The 23,776-nt window shown below is 62.4% G+C and carries 23 protein-coding genes; 9 read left to right on the forward strand and 14 right to left on the reverse strand.

The genetic code is table 11. From position 1 onward, the window contains the following. The first annotated feature begins 8 nt into the window (after positions 1-8). The 5 genes from narH to ISS99_RS22855 are packed head-to-tail and all read left to right on the forward strand — an operon-like array spanning position 9 to position 4,188. Positions 9-1,544, forward strand: coding sequence for a nitrate reductase subunit beta (gene narH, locus ISS99_RS22835; RefSeq protein WP_204633885.1), 1,536 nt, complete (start codon positions 9-11; stop codon positions 1,542-1,544). Positions 1,545-1,563: 19 nt separating this feature from the next. After that, entirely contained in the window at positions 1,564-2,178 is a 615-nt protein-coding gene (gene narJ / locus ISS99_RS22840) for a nitrate reductase molybdenum cofactor assembly chaperone (RefSeq protein WP_204633886.1), read from the forward strand. Positions 2,179-2,195: 17 nt separating this feature from the next. Continuing rightward, positions 2,196-2,903, forward strand: coding sequence for a respiratory nitrate reductase subunit gamma (gene narI, locus ISS99_RS22845; RefSeq protein ID WP_204633887.1), 708 nt, complete (start codon positions 2,196-2,198; stop codon positions 2,901-2,903). After that, positions 2,900-3,616, forward strand: a complete 717-nt coding sequence (locus ISS99_RS22850) for a peptidylprolyl isomerase (RefSeq protein WP_204633888.1) — start codon at positions 2,900-2,902, stop codon at positions 3,614-3,616. Before narI ends, ISS99_RS22850 begins: the two co-directional genes overlap by 4 nt. A gap of 56 nt (positions 3,617-3,672) precedes the next feature. Further along, positions 3,673-4,188, forward strand: coding sequence for a gluconokinase (locus tag ISS99_RS22855; RefSeq protein WP_239538312.1), 516 nt, complete (start codon positions 3,673-3,675; stop codon positions 4,186-4,188). Between the two features lie 8 nt (positions 4,189-4,196). Here the strand turns inward: ISS99_RS22855 and ISS99_RS22860 are convergent, their stop codons facing one another. Continuing rightward, positions 4,197-5,108 carry a DMT family transporter gene (locus ISS99_RS22860; RefSeq protein WP_204633890.1) on the reverse strand — a complete coding sequence of 304 codons (912 nt, stop codon included), beginning with the start codon at positions 5,106-5,108 and terminating at the stop codon, positions 4,197-4,199. Positions 5,109-5,207: 99 nt separating this feature from the next. Here ISS99_RS22860 and ISS99_RS22865 point away from each other — a divergent pair, with 99 nt between their 5' ends. Continuing rightward, positions 5,208-6,614, forward strand: coding sequence for an aminotransferase-like domain-containing protein (locus ISS99_RS22865; protein WP_204633891.1), 1,407 nt, complete (start codon positions 5,208-5,210; stop codon positions 6,612-6,614). A gap of 15 nt (positions 6,615-6,629) precedes the next feature. On the opposite strand, the gene ISS99_RS22870 is transcribed toward ISS99_RS22865, so the two are convergent. The 7 genes from ISS99_RS22870 to ISS99_RS22900 all read right to left on the reverse strand — a co-directional run bounded on the left by ISS99_RS22870 (position 6,630) and on the right by ISS99_RS22900 (position 13,260). Continuing rightward, positions 6,630-7,019 carry a VOC family protein gene (locus ISS99_RS22870; protein ID WP_204633892.1) on the reverse strand — a complete coding sequence of 130 codons (390 nt, stop codon included), beginning with the start codon at positions 7,017-7,019 and terminating at the stop codon, positions 6,630-6,632. A gap of 101 nt (positions 7,020-7,120) precedes the next feature. After that, positions 7,121-7,537, reverse strand: coding sequence for a hypothetical protein (locus ISS99_RS22875; RefSeq protein WP_204633893.1), 417 nt, complete (start codon positions 7,535-7,537; stop codon positions 7,121-7,123). Positions 7,538-7,762: 225 nt separating this feature from the next. Beyond that, positions 7,763-9,592, reverse strand: coding sequence for a glutamine--fructose-6-phosphate transaminase (isomerizing) (gene glmS, locus ISS99_RS22880; RefSeq protein ID WP_204633894.1), 1,830 nt, complete (start codon positions 9,590-9,592; stop codon positions 7,763-7,765). A gap of 189 nt (positions 9,593-9,781) precedes the next feature. Next, a complete protein-coding gene (locus ISS99_RS22885) occupies positions 9,782-11,152 on the reverse strand; it encodes a pyridoxal-phosphate dependent enzyme (protein ID WP_204633895.1) in 1,371 nt (456 codons plus the stop codon). A gap of 171 nt (positions 11,153-11,323) precedes the next feature. Then, a complete protein-coding gene (locus ISS99_RS22890; protein ID WP_204633896.1) occupies positions 11,324-11,551 on the reverse strand; it encodes an HP1242/YdcH family protein in 228 nt (75 codons plus the stop codon). Between the two features lie 348 nt (positions 11,552-11,899). Continuing rightward, the gene (locus ISS99_RS22895) at positions 11,900-12,526 is read right to left on the reverse strand and encodes a hypothetical protein (RefSeq protein WP_204633897.1); all 627 of its coding nucleotides are present in this window, start codon (positions 12,524-12,526) and stop codon (positions 11,900-11,902) included. Next, complete coding sequence (locus ISS99_RS22900) at positions 12,523-13,260, reverse strand: DUF4398 domain-containing protein (protein ID WP_239538314.1); 738 nt, start codon at positions 13,258-13,260, stop codon at positions 12,523-12,525. Before ISS99_RS22900 ends, ISS99_RS22895 begins: the two co-directional genes overlap by 4 nt. Positions 13,261-13,344: 84 nt before the next feature. Between ISS99_RS22900 and ISS99_RS22905 the strand changes: the two genes are divergently transcribed. Continuing rightward, entirely contained in the window at positions 13,345-14,460 is a 1,116-nt protein-coding gene (locus ISS99_RS22905; RefSeq protein WP_204633898.1) for a PilT/PilU family type 4a pilus ATPase, read from the forward strand. 192 nt (positions 14,461-14,652) lie between these two features. Here ISS99_RS22905 and maiA read toward each other — a convergent pair whose 3' ends face one another. Continuing rightward, the gene (maiA, locus tag ISS99_RS22910; RefSeq protein WP_204633899.1) at positions 14,653-15,321 is read right to left on the reverse strand and encodes a maleylacetoacetate isomerase; all 669 of its coding nucleotides are present in this window, start codon (positions 15,319-15,321) and stop codon (positions 14,653-14,655) included. A gap of 126 nt (positions 15,322-15,447) precedes the next feature. Between maiA and ISS99_RS22915 the strand changes: the two genes are divergently transcribed. Together ISS99_RS22915 and ISS99_RS22920 are read left to right on the forward strand one after the other, a co-directional pair. Next, positions 15,448-16,626 (forward strand): phosphoglycerate kinase, encoded by a 1,179-nt coding sequence (locus ISS99_RS22915; RefSeq protein ID WP_204633900.1) that lies wholly within the window; start codon positions 15,448-15,450, stop codon positions 16,624-16,626. Then, a complete protein-coding gene (locus ISS99_RS22920) occupies positions 16,626-17,282 on the forward strand; it encodes an HAD hydrolase-like protein (protein ID WP_204633901.1) in 657 nt (218 codons plus the stop codon). Before ISS99_RS22915 ends, ISS99_RS22920 begins: the two co-directional genes overlap by 1 nt. Before the next feature lie 6 nt (positions 17,283-17,288). Here the strand turns inward: ISS99_RS22920 and ISS99_RS22925 are convergent, their stop codons facing one another. Genes ISS99_RS22925 through lexA form a run of 5 tightly spaced genes read right to left on the reverse strand, consistent with a single transcriptional unit; the run spans position 17,289 to position 23,759 of the window. Next, positions 17,289-17,882 (reverse strand): alpha-ketoglutarate-dependent dioxygenase AlkB, encoded by a 594-nt coding sequence (locus ISS99_RS22925; protein WP_204633902.1) that lies wholly within the window; start codon positions 17,880-17,882, stop codon positions 17,289-17,291. Positions 17,883-17,902: 20 nt separating this feature from the next. Then, on the reverse strand, positions 17,903-20,977 hold the full coding sequence (locus ISS99_RS22930; protein ID WP_204633903.1) for an error-prone DNA polymerase: 3,075 nt from the start codon (positions 20,975-20,977) through the stop codon (positions 17,903-17,905). Further along, on the reverse strand, positions 20,974-22,374 hold the full coding sequence (locus ISS99_RS22935; RefSeq protein ID WP_204633904.1) for a Y-family DNA polymerase: 1,401 nt from the start codon (positions 22,372-22,374) through the stop codon (positions 20,974-20,976). The genes ISS99_RS22930 and ISS99_RS22935 overlap by 4 nt, the downstream gene beginning before the upstream one ends. Before the next feature lie 9 nt (positions 22,375-22,383). Beyond that, positions 22,384-23,139, reverse strand: a complete 756-nt coding sequence (gene imuA / locus ISS99_RS22940; protein WP_204633905.1) for a translesion DNA synthesis-associated protein ImuA — start codon at positions 23,137-23,139, stop codon at positions 22,384-22,386. Then, positions 23,139-23,759: a transcriptional repressor LexA gene (gene lexA / locus ISS99_RS22945; protein ID WP_204633906.1), complete on the reverse strand. Its 621-nt coding sequence runs from the start codon at positions 23,757-23,759 to the stop codon at positions 23,139-23,141. The genes imuA and lexA overlap by 1 nt, the downstream gene beginning before the upstream one ends. Positions 23,760-23,776 lie beyond the last annotated feature (17 nt).

The following is a 23,776-nucleotide window of genomic DNA, read 5'->3' on the forward strand; positions in this document are numbered from 1 at the left end:
AGAAACACGTGAAGATCCGCGCGCAAATCGCGATGGTGCTGAACCTGGACAAGTGCATCGGCTGCCATACCTGTTCGGTCACCTGCAAGAACGTATGGACCTCGCGCAAGGGCATGGAATACGCCTGGTTCAACAACGTTGAAACCAAGCCCGGCGTCGGCTATCCCAAGGACTGGGAAAACCAGGAACGCTGGCACGGCGGCTGGGTGCGCAAGCCCAATGGCAAGCTGCAACCCAAGCAAGGTGGACGGCTGGCAGTGCTGGCGAAGATTTTCGCCAACCCGCACCTGCCTGAGATCGACGACTACTACGAGCCCTTCACCTTCGACTACGAAAACCTGCAGACAGCACCCGAACTGCCGACCGCACCGGTGGCGCGCCCGATCTCGCTGGTCAGCGGGCGCACCATGGAGAAGATCGAGTGGGGGCCGAACTGGGAGGAAATCCTCGGCGGCGAGTTCGACAAGCGCAGTGCCGACTACAACTTCGAAGCCGTGCAGAAGGACATCTACGGCCAGTTCGAAAACACTTTCATGATGTACCTGCCGCGCCTGTGCGAGCACTGCCTCAATCCAGCCTGCGTGGCGTCCTGCCCTTCCGGTTCGATCTACAAGCGCGAAGAAGACGGCATCGTGCTGATCGACCAGGACAAATGCCGTGGCTGGCGCATGTGCGTCTCCGGCTGTCCTTACAAGAAGATCTATTACAACTGGACCAGCGGCAAAGCCGAGAAATGCACCTTCTGCTATCCGCGCATCGAAGCCGGCATGCCGACAGTGTGCTCGGAAACCTGCGTGGGGCGCATCCGCTACCTGGGTGTGTTGCTTTACGATGCCGACCGGATCGCCGACGCGGCGGCGGTGGAAAATCCGCACGACTTGTACCAGGCGCAACTTGACGTTTTCCTCGACCCCAACGATCCACAGGTACAGCAGCAGGCGTTGGCGGATGGCGTGCCTGAAGCATGGCTGGAAGCAGCCAGGCAATCGCCGACCTACAAGATGGCGGTGGAGTGGAAGATCGCCTTCCCACTGCATCCGGAATACCGCACCTTGCCCATGGTCTGGTACGTGCCGCCGCTGTCGCCGATTCAGGCGCATGCGCATGCCGGCGCGATCGACAGCAAGGATGGCCTGCCGGATGTCGACTCGCTGCGCATTCCGGTGCGCTATCTGGCCAACCTGCTCACCGCCGGCAACGAAGCGCCAGTCAGTAGCGCGCTGAAACGCCTGCTGGCCATGCGCGCATGGTTCCGCGCGCTGCAACTCGGCGATCAGCCGGACCCAGCCCTGCTGCAACAACATGGGCTGGATGTCGCGACCGTCGAAGCGATGCACCGCTACCTGGCCATCGCCAACTATGAAGACCGCTTCGTGATTCCCACCTCGCATCGCGAAGAAGCTGAAAACGCCTACGCGTTGCGTGGCGGCTGCGGCTTCTCTTTCGGCAACGGTTGCGACGGGGTGGAAACCGAATCCAGCCTGTTCGGTGGGCGTATGGGTCGCCGCAAGATCATCCCAATCCGCATACTGGACGACCACTGAGATGCGCGGCGATCAAGCCATGTTGCTGCGTGCCCTGTCCGCGCTGCTTACCTATCCCGACCAGGCCTTGCACGATGCATGGAAGGAGATCGACGAGGTCATCCGTGCCGCGCGTGGTCTCTCACCCACCGTGCGCAAGGAGTTGCTGGCGCTGGTCGGCGATCTGCATCGCACCGATCCGTATGACGCGGAAGCCCGTTACGTCGACCTGTTCGATCGTGGTCGCAGCACGACGCTGAACCTGTTCGAGCACGTACATGGCGACGGTAGGGATCGCGGCCCCGCCATGCTCGACCTGCGCCAGCGCTACCTGGATGCGGGATTGGAGCCGCTGGGCAATGAGCTGCCCGACCATCTCCCCGTCTTGCTGGAATACCTGAGCTGTCGCGATGCGGCGGAAGTGCGCGAAACCCTGGCCGATTGCGCGCACATCTTGCGCGCCATCGGTAACCGACTACTGCACAAGCAAAGCCACTACGCCGCTGTTTTCGCTGCCTTGCTGGATATCGCCGGAGTGAAGGGACTCGATCCGCACGCACCGATTCCGGCACCGGAAGACCTCGACAAGAGCTGGGAAGAACGGCCGGCTTTCGAGCCGCCCGTCCAGACGTCCACCGCGCAACGCCCGACCTGATCCACAGGATGACTGACATGAACGCGACCACCGGCTTGCAACTCTTCCTGTTCGGCATCTATCCATACATCTGCCTCTCGGTACTGCTGCTGGGCAGCCTGGTGCGATTCGACCGCGAACCGTATACGTGGAAAAGCGACTCCTCGCAGCTGCTGCGCGCCGGTGCCCTGCGCATCGGCTCCAACCTGTTCCACTACGGCATCCTGGTAGTGGTAATGGGACATTTCCTCGGCTTCCTGATGCCGCACTGGGCGATCGATTGGGCCTTGAATCCCTCGCAGCACCAACTGCTCGCCATGGTAGGCGGCGGTGTCGCGGGCGTGGTGGCGATCATCGGGCTGAGCATGCTGATCTATCGCCGGATTGCCGATCCGCGCATTCGCCGCAACAGCCGCAAGTGGGATTTCACCATCGTCTTCATGTTGTGGCTGCAACTGCTGCTTGGCCTGATCACTGTGCCCTTGTCGGCGCAGCACGTGGACGGTGCCGAGTTCGAAATCCTCACCACCTACGTCAAGGGCATCGTGACCTTCCAGAGCGGCGTCGCCGGACTTCTGCTACAAGTTCCTTGGGTTTACCGCGTTCACATCCTGCTTGGCTTCACCATCTTCCTGGTCTCGCCGTTTACCCGCATGGTGCACATCTGGAGCGGCGTCGGCACCCTGGCCTATCTGTTCCGCCCGTATCAACTGGTGCGTACACGCAAACGCGAGGTGCGCACGTGACGATCCTGGTCAATGGTGTCGAAGTGCAGGAGCAGGATTGGCCCTCGCCACAACTGGCCGCCGCGCATGAGTTGCTGCGCCAGCATGCAGTGATGCGCGGCTGGCTCGATGACGATGCTGCGCCGGAATTGGTGGAGCAAGCCATCGAGCGCGTACTGGCGGAAGAGGTCCACGTACCCGATCCCGACGAAGCTGCCTGCCGGCGTTACTACGCGCAGCATCTGCCGCGCTATCGCAGCGGCGAGCTGGTATCCGCGCGCCACATCCTGCTCCAGATCACACCCGGTACATCGGTCCCTGCCATGCGTGCCGTTGCTGAAGCCATGCTGGGCGAGCTTCGCGCACAACCGGAGCTGTTCGCCGAACGCGCACGCAGCCAATCCAACTGCCCATCCGGCGAACTCGGCGGCGAGCTGGGCCAGTTGCAGCGCGGCGCCACCGTGCCCGAATTCGAGCAGGCGCTGTTCGAGGATGCGCCACTGGGCGTGCTGCCGCGACTGGTAAAGACCCGCTTCGGCTTCCACATCGTAGCGGTGGACCAACGCATTCCCGGCGTGCAACTGCCCTTCGAGCACGTCCGCGAACGCGTTGCCGAGGATCTGCGTCGGGAAGCCGAGACTTTGGCCATCCATCAATACGTGCGCGTGATCGCCGGCAAGGCGCAGTTGCAAGGGGTCGAGCTCGATGCCGCTTCCTCGCCGCTGGTGCAATGACGACGCCGGTCGGCGCTATGCCATTTAGCTCAGGCGAGAGTCACGCGCCCGATGACATGCGCGCCCTGGTTGTCATGGGCGTGTCCGGTTCCGGCAAATCGACCGTTGCTCAGGCCCTTTGCTCGCGTTCCGGTGCAACCATGATCGAAGGCGATCAATTCCATCCCGCACGCAACGTCCAGAAGATGCAGGCAGGCATTCCGCTCAACGATGAGGACAGGCAGGGCTGGCTCGAGTTGCTGGTAAAAGCCGCCAACGAACGCCTTGCCACGACACAGCACGTCGTCGTGGCCTGCTCGGCACTCAAGCGAAGTTATCGCGAAACGCTGCAGCAAGGTATTCCCTACATCGGCTTCGTCTTCCTGGCACTGAGCGAAGCGGAAGCCACGCAACGCGTCACTCATCGCCCCGGACATTTCATGCCCGCCTCCCTGGTGCGCAGCCAGTTCGACGATTTGGAACCGCCCCACGACGAAGCAAATGTGCTGACGCTTTCGGCCACCCAGCCAGTCACCGACATCGTCGATGAGGTGATGGCCTGGTGGCCGCGAACGCTAGATACCGGAAGTTGACGCCTCGACTACGCACACACCTGCTGCTTGCGCATGGGCCACGGCACCCATTTCAGATTGACACCCAGCGTACCCAGCACGATCAGCACCAGACCCGCCATCTGTACCGGCACCAACCGGTGCCCGTAGATCAGGAAATCCAGCAGCAACGCCACCAGCGGATAGACAAACGCCATCACCGCAATCGTCACCACCGGCAAGCGCGAGTAGGACGAATAGAACAACACATACACAATGCCGCTGTGGATCACGCCCAGGCCAAGCAGCCAGCCCCAGTGCCAGCCAAGATGAAAAACCTGCGGACTGGAAAATCCGGCCAGCATGGCAACGCCAACCCAGCACTGGATCATGACCAGCGCAAACGGACGTTGCTTGCCGATTTCCCGTGACATCAACAAAGAGGTGCCGCAGAGCACCGCCGCCAGCAAGGTCAGGCCGATGCCGGCAAGATAATGGGGATCGGCATGGCGCCACAGCCGCAAAGGATCAGCCGAACACGCCACGCCGGCAAACCCCACCAGCACCCACAGCAGATCCGCCGGACGCGTTCGCTCACCTTGCAACACGGTCGCGAGTATCAGCATCACGAACGGATAGAAGTGATACACCATGGTCGCCACGCCGATCGACGAACGCGCCATGCCCGCAAAGAGCGCTACCCAATTGAGCACGAGCAGCACGCCGCTGAACAGGGCTCCGCGCAACAACGCACGGTCTTGCAGCACACCTCGCAGATGGCCGCGCGCCAATCCCCAGGCAAGCAAAAACAAACCGCCGAACAGGCAACGGTAGAACACGGCTGTCACCACGTCCTGGCCGCTCTCCGCCACAAACACGCCAACCGAACCGATCAGCAACTCGCCGAGCAGCAGTCGACCCAGCGCGGCACGGGCCGGATCGGTGTGTGAGATCGGGGTCATGGCATCTCCTCTTGCGGTGAAGATCAGCCTACGCCCGCTCTCGCAACCAATACAGATTCAGATATGATGAATTTTGACCAGTACAGATGAGATGCCGTCATGCTGCTCTACGAACAACTGGCCGACCAGTTGCGCACGCAGATCGCACAGGGCGCGCTGCGCGCCGGCGAACGGCTGCCATCGATTCGGCAACTGGCCAGCAGCCATGGCGTAAGCGCAGCGACCGCGGTACAGGCTTGCCTGCAACTGGAACGCGAAGGGATCGCGCAGGCAAGGCCGCGCTCCGGTTACTTCGTGCAGGCCGCCGCCACGGCAACACCCGCGACACGCCCCTCCCGCCGACGCGCACCGGGCGCGGTAAGCAACCCGATGTTGCAAGACGTGCTGGACATGCTCTCGCGCGACGACTTGTTGCCGTTGCACAGCGCGACATTGGCTCCGGAGTTATTGCCGCAGTCCGGAATCACGGCCGCCTTATCACATTGCTTGCGGCACGCGCCGCTGGCGGCGCTCGACTACGCCCCGCCGCAAGGCCATCTGGCATTGCGGCGACAGATCACGCAGCGCTATGCCCAGCTCGGTGCGTCGGTATCCCCGGATGAAATCGTCATCACTGCCGGGGCGATGGAAGCGATCAGCCTGACCTTGCGCACCCTGACTCAGCCCGGTGACGTGGTGCTGGTGGAATCCCCCACTTACCACGGCATCCTGCAGGCTATTGCCGCGCTGCACTTGAAAGTGCTGGAGGTACCGAATCTCCCCGAACGTGGCATCGACGTCGAGCGTCTCGATCAGCTCCTGCAAAAACACCAGGTACGTGCCGCGGTGCTGGTGCCGAATTTCAACAACCCGCTCGGCAGCTTGACCGGCGACGACGCCAAACGAAGCTTGCTGGCCAGCTGTGCACGGCACGGCACCATCGTTATCGAAGATGACATCTATGGCGAACTGGCGTGGTCCGGGCAACGGCCGTCTCCTTTGCGCCGTCTGGACCGCCACGGCATCGTGGTGACGTGCAGTTCGTTTTCGAAAATTCTGCCGCCGGGTTTGCGCGTGGGCTGGATAGTCGGCGCAGACTGGACCGACGCGCTGGTGCGCGCCAAATACTTTTCCACGGTGGGCGGTGCAAGCCTGCAGCAGCTTGCACTCGCCCATTACCTGCAGCGACACGATCTGGAACGCCACCTGCGCCGCCTGCGCAAGGCGCTGGCGGACAATGCGCAACGGCTGCGCGAAGGCATCGCTCGCTACTGGCCGGCCGAAACACGCACCTGTAATCCGAGCGGGGGATTATCCCTGTGGCTGCAGCTGCCACAGGACATCGACACCTACGCCACCTTCGAAGCCGCACTGGCCGAAGGCATCGGCACTTCGCCCGGCACTTTGTTCTCCAGTCGAGGCGACTATGCAGACTGCCTGCGATTGAGTTGCGGATTGCCGTGGAGCGAAACTCTCGACCGGGCACTGCTGCGCCTGGGAAAACTTGCAGCAAAAAACAGGCGCTAAAGTGTTTGCCGGCTTTTATGCCGGCGTTTCGGCGTCACAGACCTGCGACAACTGAAAGACGTTTCCTTCCGGATCCTCGCCGTCGCAAAGCAAATAAGGGAAGCCGCCATAGCGCTTCAGCTCTCGCATGCGCACACCCTTGCCCACCAGCTTCTCGCGCAGCTCGACCAGGCCCGACTCGACCGAGAAAACAATCTTTACATTGGAAGCCGTGCTTTGCAGCTCCATTTCCCGATAGGGCTTTCCCACCCGGTGCAGCGCCAATTCAATATCTCCGGCTTTCAATACCGCCCACTCGCCTTCGATCTCCTCGCAGACATCTAGAGAGAGGTGTTCTTGATAGAACGAACGCAGCCGGCTCACGTCGCGTACGTAAAAGATCACCCTCGACAGCATTGGCTTCACGCAAATCTCCTTATATTGGGCATCAGGAAGTATTGAACTTTGAGCCTTCGCCATTTTTTCCGGCGACTTACGGCGCCGCTTCGTGGCGCGCACCATGGGCGCTAATTGAAAAAACCGACGTGAAACTTGAGAACAATGACGTCGTTGCGAATCAAAGCGTAATAGTACGGATCGCCAACGTCTTTTGATCGAGCTGCGCTCAAACAGTTCACTGCACGCAATTCATCCCCAGGCTGAAAGTTCTTAGTGATCTCGATCCAATCCTGATTCCTCTCCGGATTCGGATTACCAACTCTTTTCGCATCGTCGATGACCTCGGCCTGGCTCAACGGAACGGACACTTTGCAGTCCGGCAAGCCGAGTTTTTGCGCTATCGACCTTGGCTCAACCCTCAAATCAGTTGGCCCAGAAGCGCAGCCGGCAACTGCAAGCGCGATTGCGACAACAATCACAAGCTCCCTATGCTCCAAAAAATTTGAAAATTTTTCGTTTAGTGGATTGCGTCTGAAATTGGTCATGCCCTGCATCGTCGATATGTGCCTATGCATTGGCGCCGCCCTGAGCGAAACCCCATTGCCAAACACGTGCCAGCTGCGAATAAAACGGCAGCACGGTCAATTGCTCGACTCATTTGCATATAACGACCTTGCTTCGGACTGGGCTCCCCGGTCCGCAGCCATCGGCATTGCAGGCTGGCATCACGAAATAAAACGATCCAGTAATTACCTTATCCCCGTTGAAAACTATTCCACCGTAACTGACTTCGCCAGATTGCGCGGCTGATCGACGTCGGTACCGCGCAGCACGGCAACGTGATAAGCGAGCAACTGCAAGGGCACAGTGAACACGGCGGGCGCGATGAACTCGCCGCCACCGTCGATGCGAAGCACGACCCCGCGGGTGGCGTTGCCGTCGATCTGCGCCGTGCTGTCGGCAAACACGATCAGTTCGCCGCCGCGGGCGCGCACTTCCTGCAGGTTGGATTTGAGCTTGTCCAGCAGCGGGCCGTTTGGTGCCACGGCGACTACCGGCATGTCTTCGTCGACCAGCGCCAGCGGCCCGTGCTTGAGTTCGCCGGCCGGATAGGCCTCGGCGTGGATATAGGAAATTTCCTTGAGCTTGAGCGAGCCTTCCAGCGCCACCGGATGGTGTGCGCCGCGGCCAAGGAACAAGGCGTGATGGCGGTGCACGAACCGCTCGGCCAGCTCGATGATTTGCGGCTCCAGCTTCAAGGCATCGTCGATCGCGCGCGGCAAACGCAACAGCTGCGCGCAAAGATCGTGGTAGCGCGGCGTTTCCAGGCCACGATGCTTGGCCAGGTGCAGGGCAAGCAGCGCGAGCGCGGAAAGCTGGGTGGTAAACGCCTTGGTCGACGCCACGCCGATTTCCGGGCCGGCACGCGTCATCAGCTTCAGGTCGGCCTCGCGCACCACCGACGACTCGGGCACGTTGCAGATAGCGAGCGTGCCAAGGTACCCGCGACGGCGCGATTCGCGCATGGCCGCCAGCGTGTCGGCGGTTTCGCCGGATTGCGAAATGGCGACGAACAAAGTGCCTGGCGGCACCACGGCCTCGCGGTAGCGATATTCGCTGGCCACTTCCACGCTGACTGGCAGCCGCGCGTATTCCTCGATCCAGTATTTGGCCACCATGCCGGCGTGATAGCTGGTGCCGCAGGCGATGATGTGCATGCCCTGCACTTTCGCCAGCAGCTCGTCGCCGCCTACGCCAAACACATTGGGCAGCACGCCGTGGGCATTGATGCGCGCCTCCAACGTGTCGGCCACGGCGCGCGGCTGCTCGAAGATTTCCTTCTGCATGTAGTGGCGGTATTCGCCGCGCTCCACTGCGTCAGCAGAGAGCTCGCTTTCGTGCACCTCACGCTCGACCGGCGTGCCGTCCAGGGTATAGACCTGCACGCTTTCGCGCGTAATCTCCACCACGTCGTTCTCGTCGAGGTAGAGGATCTTGTTGGTGACCTGCACCAGTGCCTGCGCATCCGAGCCCAGGAAATGTTCGCCAATGCCTACGCCGACCAGCAGCGGTGCGCCACGGCGAGCACCCACCACGCGGCCCGGCTCGTCACGGCACATTACGGCAATGGCATAGGCGCCTTCGAGCTCGCGCACCGTGGCGAGCACGGCTTCGCGCAGGCTCATGCCCTTGCCGAGATGGACGTCGATCAGCGCTCCCATCACTTCCGTGTCGGTTTCGGAGGTGAAGACGTAACCCTGGGCCTGCAAATGCGTGCGCAGTGAGGCATAGTTTTCGATGATGCCGTTGTGGACGATGGCCACGCGGCCGATGACGTGCGGGTGCGCGTTCACTTCGTTGGGCACGCCGTGCGTGGCCCAGCGGGTATGCGCAATGCCGGTACCGCCCGGGAACGGATCGGCCTGGTACAACGCCTCCATCTCGCGCACCTTGCCTTTGGCGCGTACGCGGCGAACCTGCCCCGCTTCCAGCACGGCCAGGCCGGCCGAATCGTAACCGCGGTATTCCAGTGCCTTCAATCCGGCGATCAACAGCGGAGCGACATCACGCTGGGCGGTGGCGGCGACGATTCCACACATGGGCGATATTCCTTTGCAACGAGCAATGCGAAGCACGGTGCTTCGATGTAGCCGGCGACTTTGCCGGCTTGCCGCTTTCGACCGGCTTTCGCGCCGTCGGTTCATTCCGACGGCGTTCCATGAATACCGGTAAAAACCCTACCCGTCCCAGCCTTCCCCCGCCAGCAGGGAAGGAGCAAAACAAGAAACTCAGTGCACTTTACGACGCAGGTAATTCAGCAGATCGATACGCGTGATCAAACCCAGGAACTGCTCGCCGTCCATCACGATGGCCACGTGGCCGCGCTCGAATACCGGCAACAGGGATTCGATCGGCGAACGCACGTCCAGCATCTGCAGGTCGCTGATCATGGCGGTGGACACCGAATCGCGGAAGCGTTCCTCATGGGCGTGCACGTGCATCAGCACATCTGACTCGTCGAGAATGCCGACCAGGCGATTGCCATCCATCACCGGCAGCTGTGAAACATCATAGAGTTTCATGCGCGTGTAGGCGGTCATCAGCAATTCGTTCGGACCGACCACGACGGTATCGCGCCGCGCAAACGGCCGCAGCAGCAGATCGCGCAAGTCGCCGTGCTGCTCGCGATCGATAAAGCCGTTGTCGAGCATCCAGTAGTCGTTGTACATCTTCGACAGGTACTTGTTGCCGGTATCGCAGACCAGGGTGACTACGCGCTTGGGCTCGGTCTGTTCGCGGCAATATTTCAGCGCGGCAGCCAGCAGAGTGCCGGTGGACGAACCGCCGAGCACACCTTCCTTCGCCAGCAGTTCGCGCGCCGCGAGGAAGCTTTCCTTGTCGGAAATCGCGTAGGCCTTCTTGACCCGGGTGAAGTCGCTGATGCTGGGCAGGAAATCCTCGCCGATGCCTTCGACCATCCAGCTGCCGGACTTGGTGGAGAGCACGCCCTCATTGATGTATTGCGCAAGGATGGAACCGACCGGGTCGGCCAGCACCAGCTCCGTATTGGGCGACGCCTCGGCGAAATATTTGGACAATCCGCTGAGCGTGCCGGACGAGCCGCAGCCCACCACCACGGCGTCCACCTTGCCATCCATCTGGCGCAGGATTTCCGGGCCGGTGGTTTCGATGTGCGCCTTGGGGTTGTCCGGGTTGCCGAACTGGTTGATGAAATACGCACCGGGCGTTTCGCGCGCGATGCGCTCGGCCATGTCCTGGTAATACTCCGGATGGCCCTTGGCGACATCCGAGCGCGTCAGCACCACTTCGGCACCCATGGCCTTGAGATTGAAGATCTTCTCGCGGCTCATCTTGTCCGGCACTACCAGGATCAGGCGATACCCCTTGGCCTGCGCCACCAGCGCCAGGCCAAGGCCGGTGTTGCCCGCCGTGCCTTCGACCAGGGTCGCACCGGGCTTGATCTTGCCGGCCTTTTCGGCGCCCTCGATCATCGACAGGCCAATGCGATCCTTGACCGAACCGCCCGGATTGGCGCTTTCGAGCTTCAGGAACAGCTCGCAACGCCCGGTATCCAGGCGCTGGGCACGCACCATGGGCGTGTTTCCGATCAGTTCGAGAACGCTTGCGTTGACCGTCATGAAAACTCCGTAGGCAGGGCTGGCGGTGCGATATGAAGGGACATCATAACGGGAACGAGGCCCGGCGAGCCGCCCCTCGTGCCCTGCAGAGACCCGGCAACCCGTGGCGGAAACGAATCGGCCCCGGCAGCTTACGCGCCGGGGCCGTGCGTCAGATAAAAATCAGCAGATTCAGTTGATGCGAGGCGTTCGGGTGTCCCACATGCGCTGGAGCTTTTCCTTGGCGTAGAGCTTTTCTTTCTTCATCCCTAAAAGAGTCGCGTCGTCGATGGGAAGCACGCCGATTTCGGCATCGTGCACCTTGCTGTCGAGTTCCCGATGATGTTGATAAAGCCGACGGAATTCAGCGTCGGCTTTCATAAAGGCTTCGACAGCATCACGCTGCTGATCTTCGAACATGGTTCAACCTCCTCGCGGTAAGGCTGCGGGCGTACGGCTACGTCCGCGAACAGAAGCAAATCGCGCGCATGGCCACGCTCCCAGGCCCTGCTTGCAGGACACGGGAAACGGGAAGTGGGTAGGTATGCGCATGATTCAGTCGATAGGCCACGACGGGTGAGGCGTCGTGACAGCTTCGACCCTACTCCCCGCTGGTAGGGGGCACAAGGCCCCCTCGGGAAGGCGCATAGAGGCTGGGTTTGTAGTCAAAAACTCGTAAAACGTTGCGCTCGAATCGCAACGATTTCGGACAGGTATCTGCTACGAAAGTGTCCCTTCACTCCGAGGGGAGTGAAGGGGACAGCGGACTCAGTTGCCGCCGGACGAAGGTTGTTCCTGCAAGGCCCTGGCGGCCTGGGCGGCCTTGGTGGCCAACGCCGCCTGGCGCTTGGCGGCCGCTGCAAGACGGGACTGCGCGGCAGCCAGCTTGCGGGCCTGATCGGCCTGGGCCTGGGCCTGGGCAGCCTGTGCCGCCGCCTCCTGGCCTTGGGCCTGCAGGCGCGCGGTTTCCTGCTGGGCCAGCTGATATTGCATGCGCTGGATATCCAGCTGCTGCTGCGCGGCGGCGGCATCGATGCGGCTGCGATCAAGCTGCAACTGCACGTTTTCCTGGCTGAGCTGGCTGAGCTGGCGCTGGGACGCCTGCAGTTCCGCCTCGGCCCGGGCCTGGTTCACGCGTCGCTCGGCGATGTACAGCGCGTGCGGGCGGTCGTGCGAGCTGGCCTGGGTCAGCTGGTTGACGGCGTCGCGAGCCAGCGCCTGATCGGCCTGCGCATAGTTGCCCAGGGTCGGATCGCTGGCCAGCTGGTTCAAGCTGTTGTTGAGCCTGTCGACATCCATATCGTCCTTGCGCGCCTGCACGGCCGTGCTGGCGAAAACGGCCAACAAGACGATGGCAATGATCGACAGAGGCTTGCTGGAAATGGGCTTGCTCATAGCTGGCCTCCCTGATTCTGCTGGTTCTGCTGGCCAGAGTCGGGCAAGGTCTGGAACCCCTGCCCTTGTTGCTGCTGGGGCTGCGGGTTGCCCAGCACCGAGGACGACGGCGCCGGCATGTCCTGCTGCATCGGGGACTGGGCGGGCAACGGCGAGCTGGCGCCCTGGGCCGGCACCGGTACGGGCGAGGTCGAGGAGGGCGCGGGGTTGCCGTTGTCGCCGTTGTCGCCATTGTCCCCGTTATCGCCATTGTCCCCGTTGGCAGCCTGCTGCACGGCGGCCTGTTGCGCCGCCAGTTGCGCCTTCTGCTGCTGGTAATGCTGGTCGTTCTCCGACTGCGCCTCGGCGTTTTGCGCGTGCAACTGACTGTTTGCGTCGGTTTTGGACTGAATTTGGGCACGTACCGCCGCCAATTGCGCCTTGGTACGCGCCAGTGTCGAGTCGGCTCGGGATTCGTCAGCCAGGTCTGAAGCCAGGGCATACTTGCGATCGGCCATGGCGGCCTGCGCCTGTTGGAACTTGTCTTGCGCGAAACCAAAATCAACCGGGTCGTAATCGGACGCCCCCGCATCGCGGGCCGCCTGCAATTGCGACTGGGCCTGGTTCATCGCGCCATCCGGCGGGGGAACGCTGGCACAGCCGCCAAGACTCAACGACACCGCCAGCCACAACGCCGGAACCACCCCACGGGTACGCAGACCGCGCACCAGCGACGGGGAAAATGTGTGCACCATCACTCATTCCTCTCGGAGGATCACGGCGTATTGTGAGCGGGCATAATCCTTGAATGCAATGCGTAAAATTTTGGGGTCTTTAAGGTGGATATCGGTTACTTCCTCAAGTTGATGGTAGATAAGGGCGCGTCGGACATGTTTCTGACGACAGGGGCCCCGGTGAACATCAAGGTCGAGGGCAAGCTGTACCCACTCGGCAATACCGGGTTACCCAGCGGCATGGTGAAAAAGATCGCCTACTCGCTGATGGACGAAGGCCAGGTGCCGCAATTCGAGCGCGACCTGGAGCTCAACATGGCGTTGGCGGTCAAGGAAGCCGGCCGTTTCCGCATCAATGTTTTCAAGCAGCGCGGCGAAGTGGGCATGGTGATCCGCGCCATCAAGAGCGAGATCCCCAGCATCGACCAGTTGCAGCTGCCGGCGATCTTCCGCGAACTGATCATGGAACCGCGCGGACTGATCCTGGTGGTGGGCGCCACCGGATCGGGCAAGTCGACCACGCTGGCGGCCATGCTCGACCACCGCAACAGCAGCACGCCCGGTCACATCCTCACCATCGAGGACCCGATCGAGTACCTGCATCGCCACAAGAAATCGATCGTCAACCAGCGCGAAGTGGGCCTGGATACGCACACCTATCACGAGGCCTTGCGCAACGCGATGCGTGAAGCGCCGGACGTGATCATGATCGGCGAAATCCGCGACACCGACACGATGGAGGCGGCCATCGCCTTCTCCGAAACCGGTCACCTGTGCCTGGCCACCCTGCACTCCAACAATGCCGACCAGACGCTGGAACGCATCCTCAACTTCTTCCCCGAATCGGCACACAAGAACGTGCTGATGAACCTTGCTCTGAACCTGCGTGCGGTGATCAGCCAGCGTCTGGTGACCGGCAAGGACGGCCGCCGCCTGCCGGCGGTGGAAGTGCTGCTGAACACCCCTTTCATTCGCGACATGATCCGCCGCGGCCAGATCCACGAAGTGAAAGAGGCCATGGACCGCAGCCTGCAGGAAGGCATGCAGACCTTCGACCAGTCGCTCTACAAACTCTACCGGAGCGGCCGCATCGAACTGGAAGAAGCCTTGGCCAAGGCCGACTCGCGCGACGGCCTGGCGCTGAAGATCCGCCTGTCCGAAGGCGGCAATGCGGAGAATGCAGAGTTGGCCGGCAACGATCCGTACGGCCTGGGCTTCTAAAACCGTAGCCAACGGCTACTCATGATTGCCTTCTCCCCTCCGGGGAGAAGGTGGCCTGAAGGGTCGGATGAGGGGCCAAGCTCGCGCAACTTCGACTCGAAGTGATGCTCAAGGCACTTCGATCCAAATGCATCCTTACGCAGGAGCGTCCCTCACCCCAATCCTCTCCCGGAGAGGAGAGGGAGTAAAAGCTCAAGCGCCCGGCGACGGCGCATCCGGCTGCTGCTCAGGCATCGCCCGGTGAAACGCATCCAGCGCCGCACATGCCGCATCGATCCGCAGGATCGTCGGGTAATCGCCCAGCGGAACCTTCCAGCGCCGCGCGTTGTAGACCTGCGGCACCAGGCACAGGTCGGCCAATCCTGGCGTGTCGCCGTGGCAATAGCGGCCGGTTTCCTTGCCATTGACGAGCGTGGCTTCGAATGCCTGCAAGCCCATGGCGACCCAATGCCGCATCCACGCACTTTTCTGTTCGTCATCGGCACCGAACGCTTTGCCGATTTCCTGCAGCACGCGCAGATTGCCGATCGGATGGATATCGCAAGCCACCAGCTGTGCCAGCGCGCGCACGCGCGCCCGGCCCGCCGGGTCCTTCGGCAGCAACGGCGGTTCCGGATGGGTCTCATCCAGGTATTCCACGATGGCCAACGATTGCGTCAGCACCCGGTCGCCATCGACCAGGGTGGGAACCAGCTCCTGCGGATTGAGCGCGGCGTAGGCCGGCGAATGCTGTTCCCCCCCGTCGCGGACCAGGTGCACTGCCCGCGTTTCGTAACGCAAACCCTTTAGATTCAGCGCAATGCGCACCCGAAAGGCCGCGCTGGAACGCCAGTAGCTGTAAAGGACGAGATCGGACGCCATGAGCCTTTCCTTGCTGGTGAGAGGGCGAGTGTAAATCGAGCCCGTTTGCATCGCTGCGATGCCGGCGGGAAAATACGCAGTTCCGGCCTCCGTGGCCGACTTCCTCAAGCTGCCTGGAGTTTTCCCGTGACCGTCACCCGCATGAGCGACCTGGACCTGCGCAGCAAGCGCGTGCTGATCCGCGAAGACCTGAACGTGCCGATCGAGAACGGCCGCATTACCTCCACCCAGCGCCTGGACGCCGCGCTCCCCACCATCAAGGCCGCCCGCGACGCTGGCGCCAAGGTGATGGTGATATCGCACCTGGGTCGTCCGAAGGAAGGCCAGTTCGATGCGGAATCCTCGCTGGCGCCGGTGGCCAAGTGGCTGGGCGAGCAGCTCGGCGCACCGGTGCGCCTGGTCGCCGATTACCTCGATGGTGTCGAGGTGGCCGACGGTGAAGTGGTCGTGCTGGAAAACTGCCGCATGAATGTCGGCGAAGGTAAAGACGAAGAAACGCTGTCGAGGAAATACGCCGCGCTGTGCGACGTGTTCGTGATGGATGCCTTCGGCACCGCCCATCGCGCGCAGGCATCGACCCACGGCGTGATCAAATACGCCCCCATCGCCGCCGCCGGCCCGTTGTTGTGCGACGAACTCGATGCGCTGGGCAAGGCGCTGGAGCAACCGGCCCACCCGCTGCTCGCCATCGTCGCCGGCTCCAAGGTCTCGACCAAGCTCACCCTGCTCGAAAACCTGATCGGCAAGGTCGACCAGCTCATCGTCGGCGGCGGTATCGCCAACACCTTCATTGCAGCCGCCGGTCACTCGGTCGGCAATTCGCTGTACGAACCGGATCTGCTGCCCGCCGCCAAAAAGGTGCTGGCCGATGCCAAGCGCCGCGGCGCCGAAGTGCCGATGCCGGTCGACGTGGTGGTGGCGCCGGAGTTCTCCGCCCACGCGGCTGCCACCGTCAAGCCGGTGGACCAGGTGAAAGATGGCGAGATGATCCTGGACATCGGTCCGGAAACCGCCAGGCAGTACGCCGCCTTGATCGCAAAGGCCGGTACCGTGGTGTGGAACGGCCCGGTGGGCGTGTTCGAATTCGATGCCTTCGGCAAGGGCACGGAAGTGCTGGCACGGGCGATTGCCCAATCCAAGGCGTTCTCCATCGCCGGCGGCGGCGACACCCTGGCAGCCGTCGACAAGTACGGCATTGCCGACCAGATTTCCTACATCTCCACCGGCGGCGGCGCGTTCCTGGAATTCCTGGAAGGCAAGGAATTGCCGGCCGTGGCCGCCCTCAGGGCACGCGCGGAAAAGTAATGCTTTGCCTGTTCGACCTCGACGGCACCCTGATCGATTCCGAACCCGGTATCAGCGCCTGTATCCGGTACGCCCTGCACAAACTGGACGTACCGGAGCCGGCGGAACTGCGTTCCTGGATCGGGCCGCCGCTGCGCCACAGCTTTGCGCCTTTGCTGGATAACGATGCCACGCGCATCGAGCAGGCCGTGGAGTATTACCACGAACGCTTTGCCACGCTGGGCTGGCGCGAACACGCCATCTACCCGGGCATTGCCGAGCTGATCGATGGCTTGCACGCCGGCGGGCACCAACTCGCCATAGTCACCAGCAAGCCGCACCGCCATGCCGCGCCGATCATTGAATCGATGCCGTTCGGGCATCGTTTCGAGAAGCTCTACGGTCCGCATCCGTCCAGCCCGCACAGCGAGAAAGCCTCGATGATCGCCGCTGCGCTGGCCGATTTCGGCGCGACGCCGCAGGACACCATCATGGTCGGCGACCGTTGCTTCGATATCGAAGGTGCAGTCGCCAATGGCGTAAACGGCATTGGCGTGTTGTGGGGCTTTGGCAGCCGCGAAGAGCTGGAAGCAGCCGGCGCAGGTGCGGTGATCGAGCACCCCGCGCAGCTTGGGAATTTCGTAGGTGGGGTTGCCCCGGACTTGATGCGGGGATAGCCCAACCTACCAACCTTCCGCATTTCGCGTCGGCCTGACCCGGAATGCCACGCTGATTCGCGGCCCCACCGGATACGGCAACTTGGGAATGCCGTGGTCGTAATGCAATTGCGCATTCCATCCCATCAGCAGCAGGCTGCCGGCTTCCAGTTCCAGTTCCGTTTTCAGATGCGGCGGCTTCTTGCGACGAATGATCATGGTTCGCGTTGCGCCCAGCGACAGCAGGGCAATCGGCTGGTGCGGCACCAGTTCGTGCAGCTTGTCGTTGTGCGGCGCCACGCTGTCATGCTCGTCGCGGTAGAAATTCAGGCCGATGCTGTTGAAGGGGGCATCGACGTGCTGCCTGACGAAGGCCAGTACGTGGCGCAGCACTTCCGGCAACGCAGGATCGGAGACGCTGTAATGACCATGCAGGCGCGGCACGCCTACCAGCCGCTCGTACATCATGCGCGAGCTTTCGTGCCAACGGCCCTGCTCACGCAAGGTTTCGAACCACGTTGCGGCCAGCGATGGCGGCACGATATCCGGTTGGTAAGTGATGGGTCCGGTGATGTCGTCGGCAATCCTTTGCACATCGCGTTCAAAAAGTAGCGTTTGCATGACGTGTGTACCGGTGTGCATCAATGAAAATCGCGCGAGCGCGCATCCAGGTCGGCCAGCAGACCGCTGAGATCGCACAAGCGCCGGGCGATCAGATGGCTGACGCCATCGGCGGTCTCCCAGCGCCCTTCGACTGCCAGCAGCCGCGCTTCCAGATAAGGCCTGCGCTGGGTCTGCGCGACGTGGCTCCACACCACCACGTTTACGTGGCCGAACTCGTCTTCGATGGTCATGAAGGTGACGCCGCTCGCCGTTTGCGGCTGCTGCCGCTGGGTGACCAGGCCTGCGATGCGCACCGGCGCGGTATGCGGCATCTTCTGCAGGCTGCGTGAATCGAGATAGCGGTCTGCGCGCAGGCGGCTACGCAGCAGACGCAACGGGTGCGGCCCGAGACTCAAGCCGCTGTGCGCGTAATCGGCTTTCAGGTTTTCCACGGTCGTCGGCAGCGGCAGCACGATGTCCTGCTCGGCAGGACTGGTCCGGCCGAACAACGGCAGTTGCGCCTCCACGCCGGCGGTGAGCCATAGCGCGCGATGGCGATGGCCGGCCAGTCCGCGCAATGCGCCAGCGTCGGCCAGCAGATCCTGATGGCGTCGATCCAGCTCCGCACGCGTGCATAGATCGACGACATCGAGGAAGTCGCCGGTCGTGCGCGCCGTTGAAATACGCTCCGCCACTTTCTCGCTGCAACCGCGCAGCTGGCGAAATCCCAGACGCAACGCCAGTCCCTTCGTGCTGCGCGCATCGGATTCCAGCGTGCAATCCAAGTCGCTGTAGCGCACATCCACCGGCAGTACACGAATGCCATGGCGCTGCGTGTCCTGCACGATCTGGCTGGGGCCGTAGAAGCCCATCGGCTGCGCATTGAGCAAGGCGCAAGCGAACATGGCTGGTTCGTGACATTTCAGCCAGCTGCTTGCATAGGCGATATTGGCGAAGCTGGCGGCGTGGCTTTCGGGGAAGCCGTAGCTGCCGAAGCCTTTTATCTGGTTGAAGATCTGCTCGGCGAATTCGCGCGTGTAGCTGTTTTCCAACATGCCATTGATGAATTTCTCATAGTGCTTTTCCATGCCGCCGTGACGTTTCCATGCCCCCATGGCCCGGCGCAGTTGATCCGCTTCGCCCGGCGTATAGCCAGCCGCAACCATGGCAAGCTTCATCACCTGCTCCTGAAACAGCGGCACGCCTTTGGTACGTTCGAGCACCGGCTCCAGCGCTTTCGAAGGATAGACAACAGGTTCTTCGCCACGCCGGCGCCGTAAATAAGGGTGCACCATGTCGCCCTGGATCGGACCTGGGCGCACGATGGCAATTTGAATGACCAGATCGTAATAACTGGCCGGCTTCAGACGCGGCAACATCGCCATCTGCGCCCGGCTTTCGATCTGGAACACGCCGATGGTGTCGGCACGCTGGATCATCGCGTAGGTGTCTTTGTCGTCCGACTCTATCGTGGCGATGCTCATCGACGTGCCACGATAATGCTTCACCATATCGAAGCATTTGCGCAGACAGGTCAGCATGCCCAGCGCAAGGCAATCGACCTTGAGCAACCCCATCCGATCCAGGTCATCCTTGTCCCACTGGATGATGGTGCGGTCGGCCATGGTGGCGTTCTCCACCGGCACCAGCTCGTGCAGCGGCGCGTCGTGAATCACGAAACCGCCCACGTGCTGGCTCAAATGACGGGGTTTGCCGCGCAATTGCTCGGTCAGTACCAGGATCTGGCGTATGACCGGCGCATCGGGATCGAAACCTTGCTCGCGCAGCCGCGCGCCCAGGGAGGCATCTCCAAGCCGGAAGAAACAGCGGCCAAGCTTGTCGATCTGGTCTTCCGGCAAGCCCAATACCTTGGCGACATCGCGCACAGCGCTTTTGGAGCGATAGCTGATGACCGTTGCGGCGATGGCCGCGCGTTCGCGCCCGTACTTTTTATAGACGTACTGGATAACCTCTTCACGGCGTTCGTGTTCGAAGTCGACGTCGATATCCGGCGGCTCATCGCGCTCTACGGAGATGAAGCGCTCCACCAGCAGTTCCACCTTGCCCGGATCGGCATCCGTCACCCCCAATGCAAAGCACACAATGGAGTTCGCCGCGGAACCGCGTCCCTGGCAAAGAATGTGCTGGCTTCGCGCATAACGCACGATGTCGTGCACGGTGAGGAAAAATGCCTCATAGGCCTTCTTCTCAATCAGACGCAGTTCGTGCTCGATCTTTGGACTGATGTGATCGGGAACACCGTCCGGCCACCGCCACGCCGAACCTTCAGCCACCAGATGACGCAGCCATTGCATGGCCGTGTAACCCTCCGGCACCAGTTCTTTCGGATATTGGTACTGAAGTTCTTTCAGGTTGAACGTGCAGCGCCTGGCGATGCGCACGCTTTCGTCCAGCAGTGCCTTGGGATAAATCTTTTCCAGCACCGCGCGCTGCCGCAGGTGCCGTTCGCCGTTACGGAACAAAACGTCGCCAGCGTCGGCCATCGTCGCATGGTGACGGATCGCCGTCATCACGTGCTGCAAAGGGAGACAGGCACGCACGTGCATGTGCACGTCGCCGCTGGCCACCAGCGGCAACTGCAAGACATTTCCCAAGGTTTCGAGTTCAGCGAGACGGCCCTCGTCATCGCCATCGCAATGCAACTCCACCGCCAGCCAGGCACAATCACCAAATAGCTGCTTTACCCATTCGCCATGCTCGCGATCCGGCTCCCGTCCGGGTATCCACAGCGCCAGCGCACCCGGCATGCCAGCGGCCACGTCCGCCCGGGTGAGGTAATAGGTGCCCTTTTCCGAAGCCCTGCGGCCCTGGGTGATAAGGCGGCAGATTGCGACATAGCCTCGTTTGTTTTCCGCCAGCAAGACCAGTTTCGGCCCATCCGCCAACTGGATTTCCGTCCCCACGATCAGCGGCACTTCCACGTCGCCGGAAGCTTCCCAGGCACGCACGATGCCTGCAAGCGAACATTCGTCGGTGATCGCCAACGCGGCGTAGCCACAGTCGCGGGCACGCTCGAACAGTTCGCGCGCACTGGATGCGCCGCGTTGGAAGGAAAAATCGGAGAGACAATGCAGTTCGGCGTATTCGCTCATGCGAACCACCCTTGCAGCATCCAGCCGCCCTGCTCGCCCGCCGCGCAGAACACCCAGGCGCGTTGCCCTTGCGCCGTTTCGACGACGTAGTAATCGCGGCGCATGGGATCGCTGTCCCACCAGCCGGTTTCCATGCGCTCGGGACCGGCCAGTATCTGCATGGGGCCGCGCCACGGAATGGGGCGCTTCAGCAGCCAGGTGGGGCGTGCACGCGGCTCGACGAAGTCCTGGCTATGAGTATCGAGGCGCTGCGAATGTTCGGGACGCGGGTCGATGGTGGTGCCCAGGCGGTACACGGCACGATCGCCCAGCCGCGCGCGCAGGCGTTCGCGCAGTTGCTCGAAGGACAAGGCGTTGGCGGGACGTTCGTCGAACAGGTCGCGGCCAGCAGGCACGAAGCCGGGAAGATCGTCGGCGATCAAACGCAATGCCAATACCGGCGATGACAATTGCACCCGTTCCAGCCGGCCACGCGCCGCATCGAACAGTACATCGGCGCTACGTTCCGGCGAAAGCATGCCTACCGGCACGTCGGTGGCTTCGGCATCGCGATGTTCCAGCCGCAATACGAAACGCTGCACGCCGCCGTCGCGCCCTGAAAGATAAGCCGCCAGGTCAGTCGTCATGCGCTTGAGCGGAAACATCAGCGCCGCGACATTTTCCACTTCGTGCGACAGCTCAAAGCGCCAATCCACGGCATCGGGCGGCAGGTACAGATCGAGTCCAGCGGGACGCTCCCCGCTCAGGCGATCCATGGCTTGCAGCAGTTCTGCGCCAAATCGGCGCTGCAGGCCATCGCGCGGCATGCGCAGCAGTTGCCCGAGGCGGCGCACACCCATGCGCGGCAACGCGTCCACCGCACTTGCAGGCAGGCGACTCCTGGACAGCGGCACATCATCCAATGCGCGTTGCAGCGCCTCTTGCGTGAAAACCGCCAGCCCCTCGCCAATACCCGCCAGCACATACGCACCATGCGGTGTGGGTGCGGCTGCCACGTGATGGCGAAAACCCAGGGCGGTGAAATCGTGGCGCAGGTAACGTTCCATCTCGGCCCATGCGCCAAACAGGCTGCGGCTCTTGCTGACTTCCAACACGATCGCATGCGGCAGCAAAGCCACCTGCGAGCTGTAGCGATACGCCACGCCGGCCAGGAATTGTTGCCAGCGCGCGACCGACGAGGGGTCGTAAGGGATCGCTTCGAATTGCGCCAGCAAGGCTTGCGCGGCAGTCAGGCGTTGCCCGATATACAGGCCCGCATCGCGAGCTGACGCATTGGCGGCGACGATGCTGCGTGCATTCGCCGCACCGTCCACCAGCACCAGCGGGCTGTCATCGGCGCGACGGCGAAGGACGCCATCCAGCGCCAATTGCGGCAAGAGCAGACAGGCCCACAGCATCGCCCGACCTCACGCTTCTGACTGCTTGGAGTCCACCCAATGCCTCTGCAGGTAATTCCCGCGAGGGCCGGCATCGGCAGCGCCATGCACACGCTGATGAACCGCGTGCATGGCCGCTGCCATCTGCCGGCCCTCGCCGGAAAACCTTTGAACGTGCCCGAGCGGAATCGCCTGCGTCGGCGGATTGCCGCCGCGGCATTTGCGCACCCGGATGAGCGTATTCGGCGCGCCATCCAATTCCAGCCGCAGCGATGCCGGTGACGCATTCGTCAGATGCTTGCGGTCGCGAATGACGAAGGCGAGTGCACGACCGGTGTCGGCAGCGACTTGCAGGCGACGCAGGCTGCGATCATCTGCCTGCTGCGGCCACGTCAGCACGGCGGCGCAACTGCCCGAGCGCAGGCATTGCTCGGCCGCCCACAGCACGTGCTTTTCTTCCGTGTCGACGATTTCCAGTTGCTGCAGATCCACGCCACGTTGACGCCATCCCATCGCACACGGTGCATAAGGAGGCGCGATCAGCACAACGGGACGGTGCCCTTTTGTCAGCCGCGCCAGCGTCGGCAGCAACAGGCGCAATTCGCCGACGCCATCGGCCGGCAGCAGGATTTCTGTCAGCGCTGCATTCGGCCAGCCACGTGTCGGCAATGCCGCATCGAGCGCCGCGCAGCCGGTCGGCTGCTCGCCGTCGGCCAGCGGCGCGGCGTGACCGCGCCAGACCTGGCGCGCGTCCAGCAGGTTCGAGAGGGCGACTACCGCGCCCATCAGCTGCCTCTTACCAAGCCTGCAAACAAGCCTTCGATGGCGAAGTCTTCGGTGGGATCCGGATCGATCGGTTGATAGCCGGGGCTGTTGGGCAGCAGGCGAATCACATCGCCCTGCCAGTACAGGCGCTTGATGGTGAAACGCTCGCCCTCCACGCGCGCCGCGACGACTTGTCCATGGCGCGCTACTGGCGTGGCATGCACGGCCACCAGATCGCCATCGAGAATGCCTTCGTCGCGCATCGAGTCGCCGATCACGCGCACCAGGTAATCCGGCTTGAGGCGGAACAGCCAACGCGAGACGTGCAAGCTGCGCTCCACCCGCGACTCGGAGAAGATCGGTTCGCCTGCGGCAATGCGGCCGATCAACGGCAGCTCCAGCGTGTCCGAAGCCAGCGGATCGATCTCTTTCACCAGGCGGATGCCGCGGGTGCGGTTGGGCTCGATCACCAATCGGCCCTTCGCCTCCAGCGAACGCACGTGCTTGAGCACCGCGCTCACATTCGGCAGCCCCATGGCCTGGCCGATTTCTTCCAAGGTGGGCGCCTCGCCGTCGCGCTCTGTGCGCTCCCGGATAAAGGCGAGGATGTTGGACTGGCGGCTGGTGAGCTGAAGGGTCATGGCCAGTCTATTTTTCA

This window comes from Dyella mobilis (genome assembly GCF_016904945.1).
GTDB lineage: Bacteria > Pseudomonadota > Gammaproteobacteria > Xanthomonadales > Rhodanobacteraceae > Dyella_B > Dyella_B mobilis.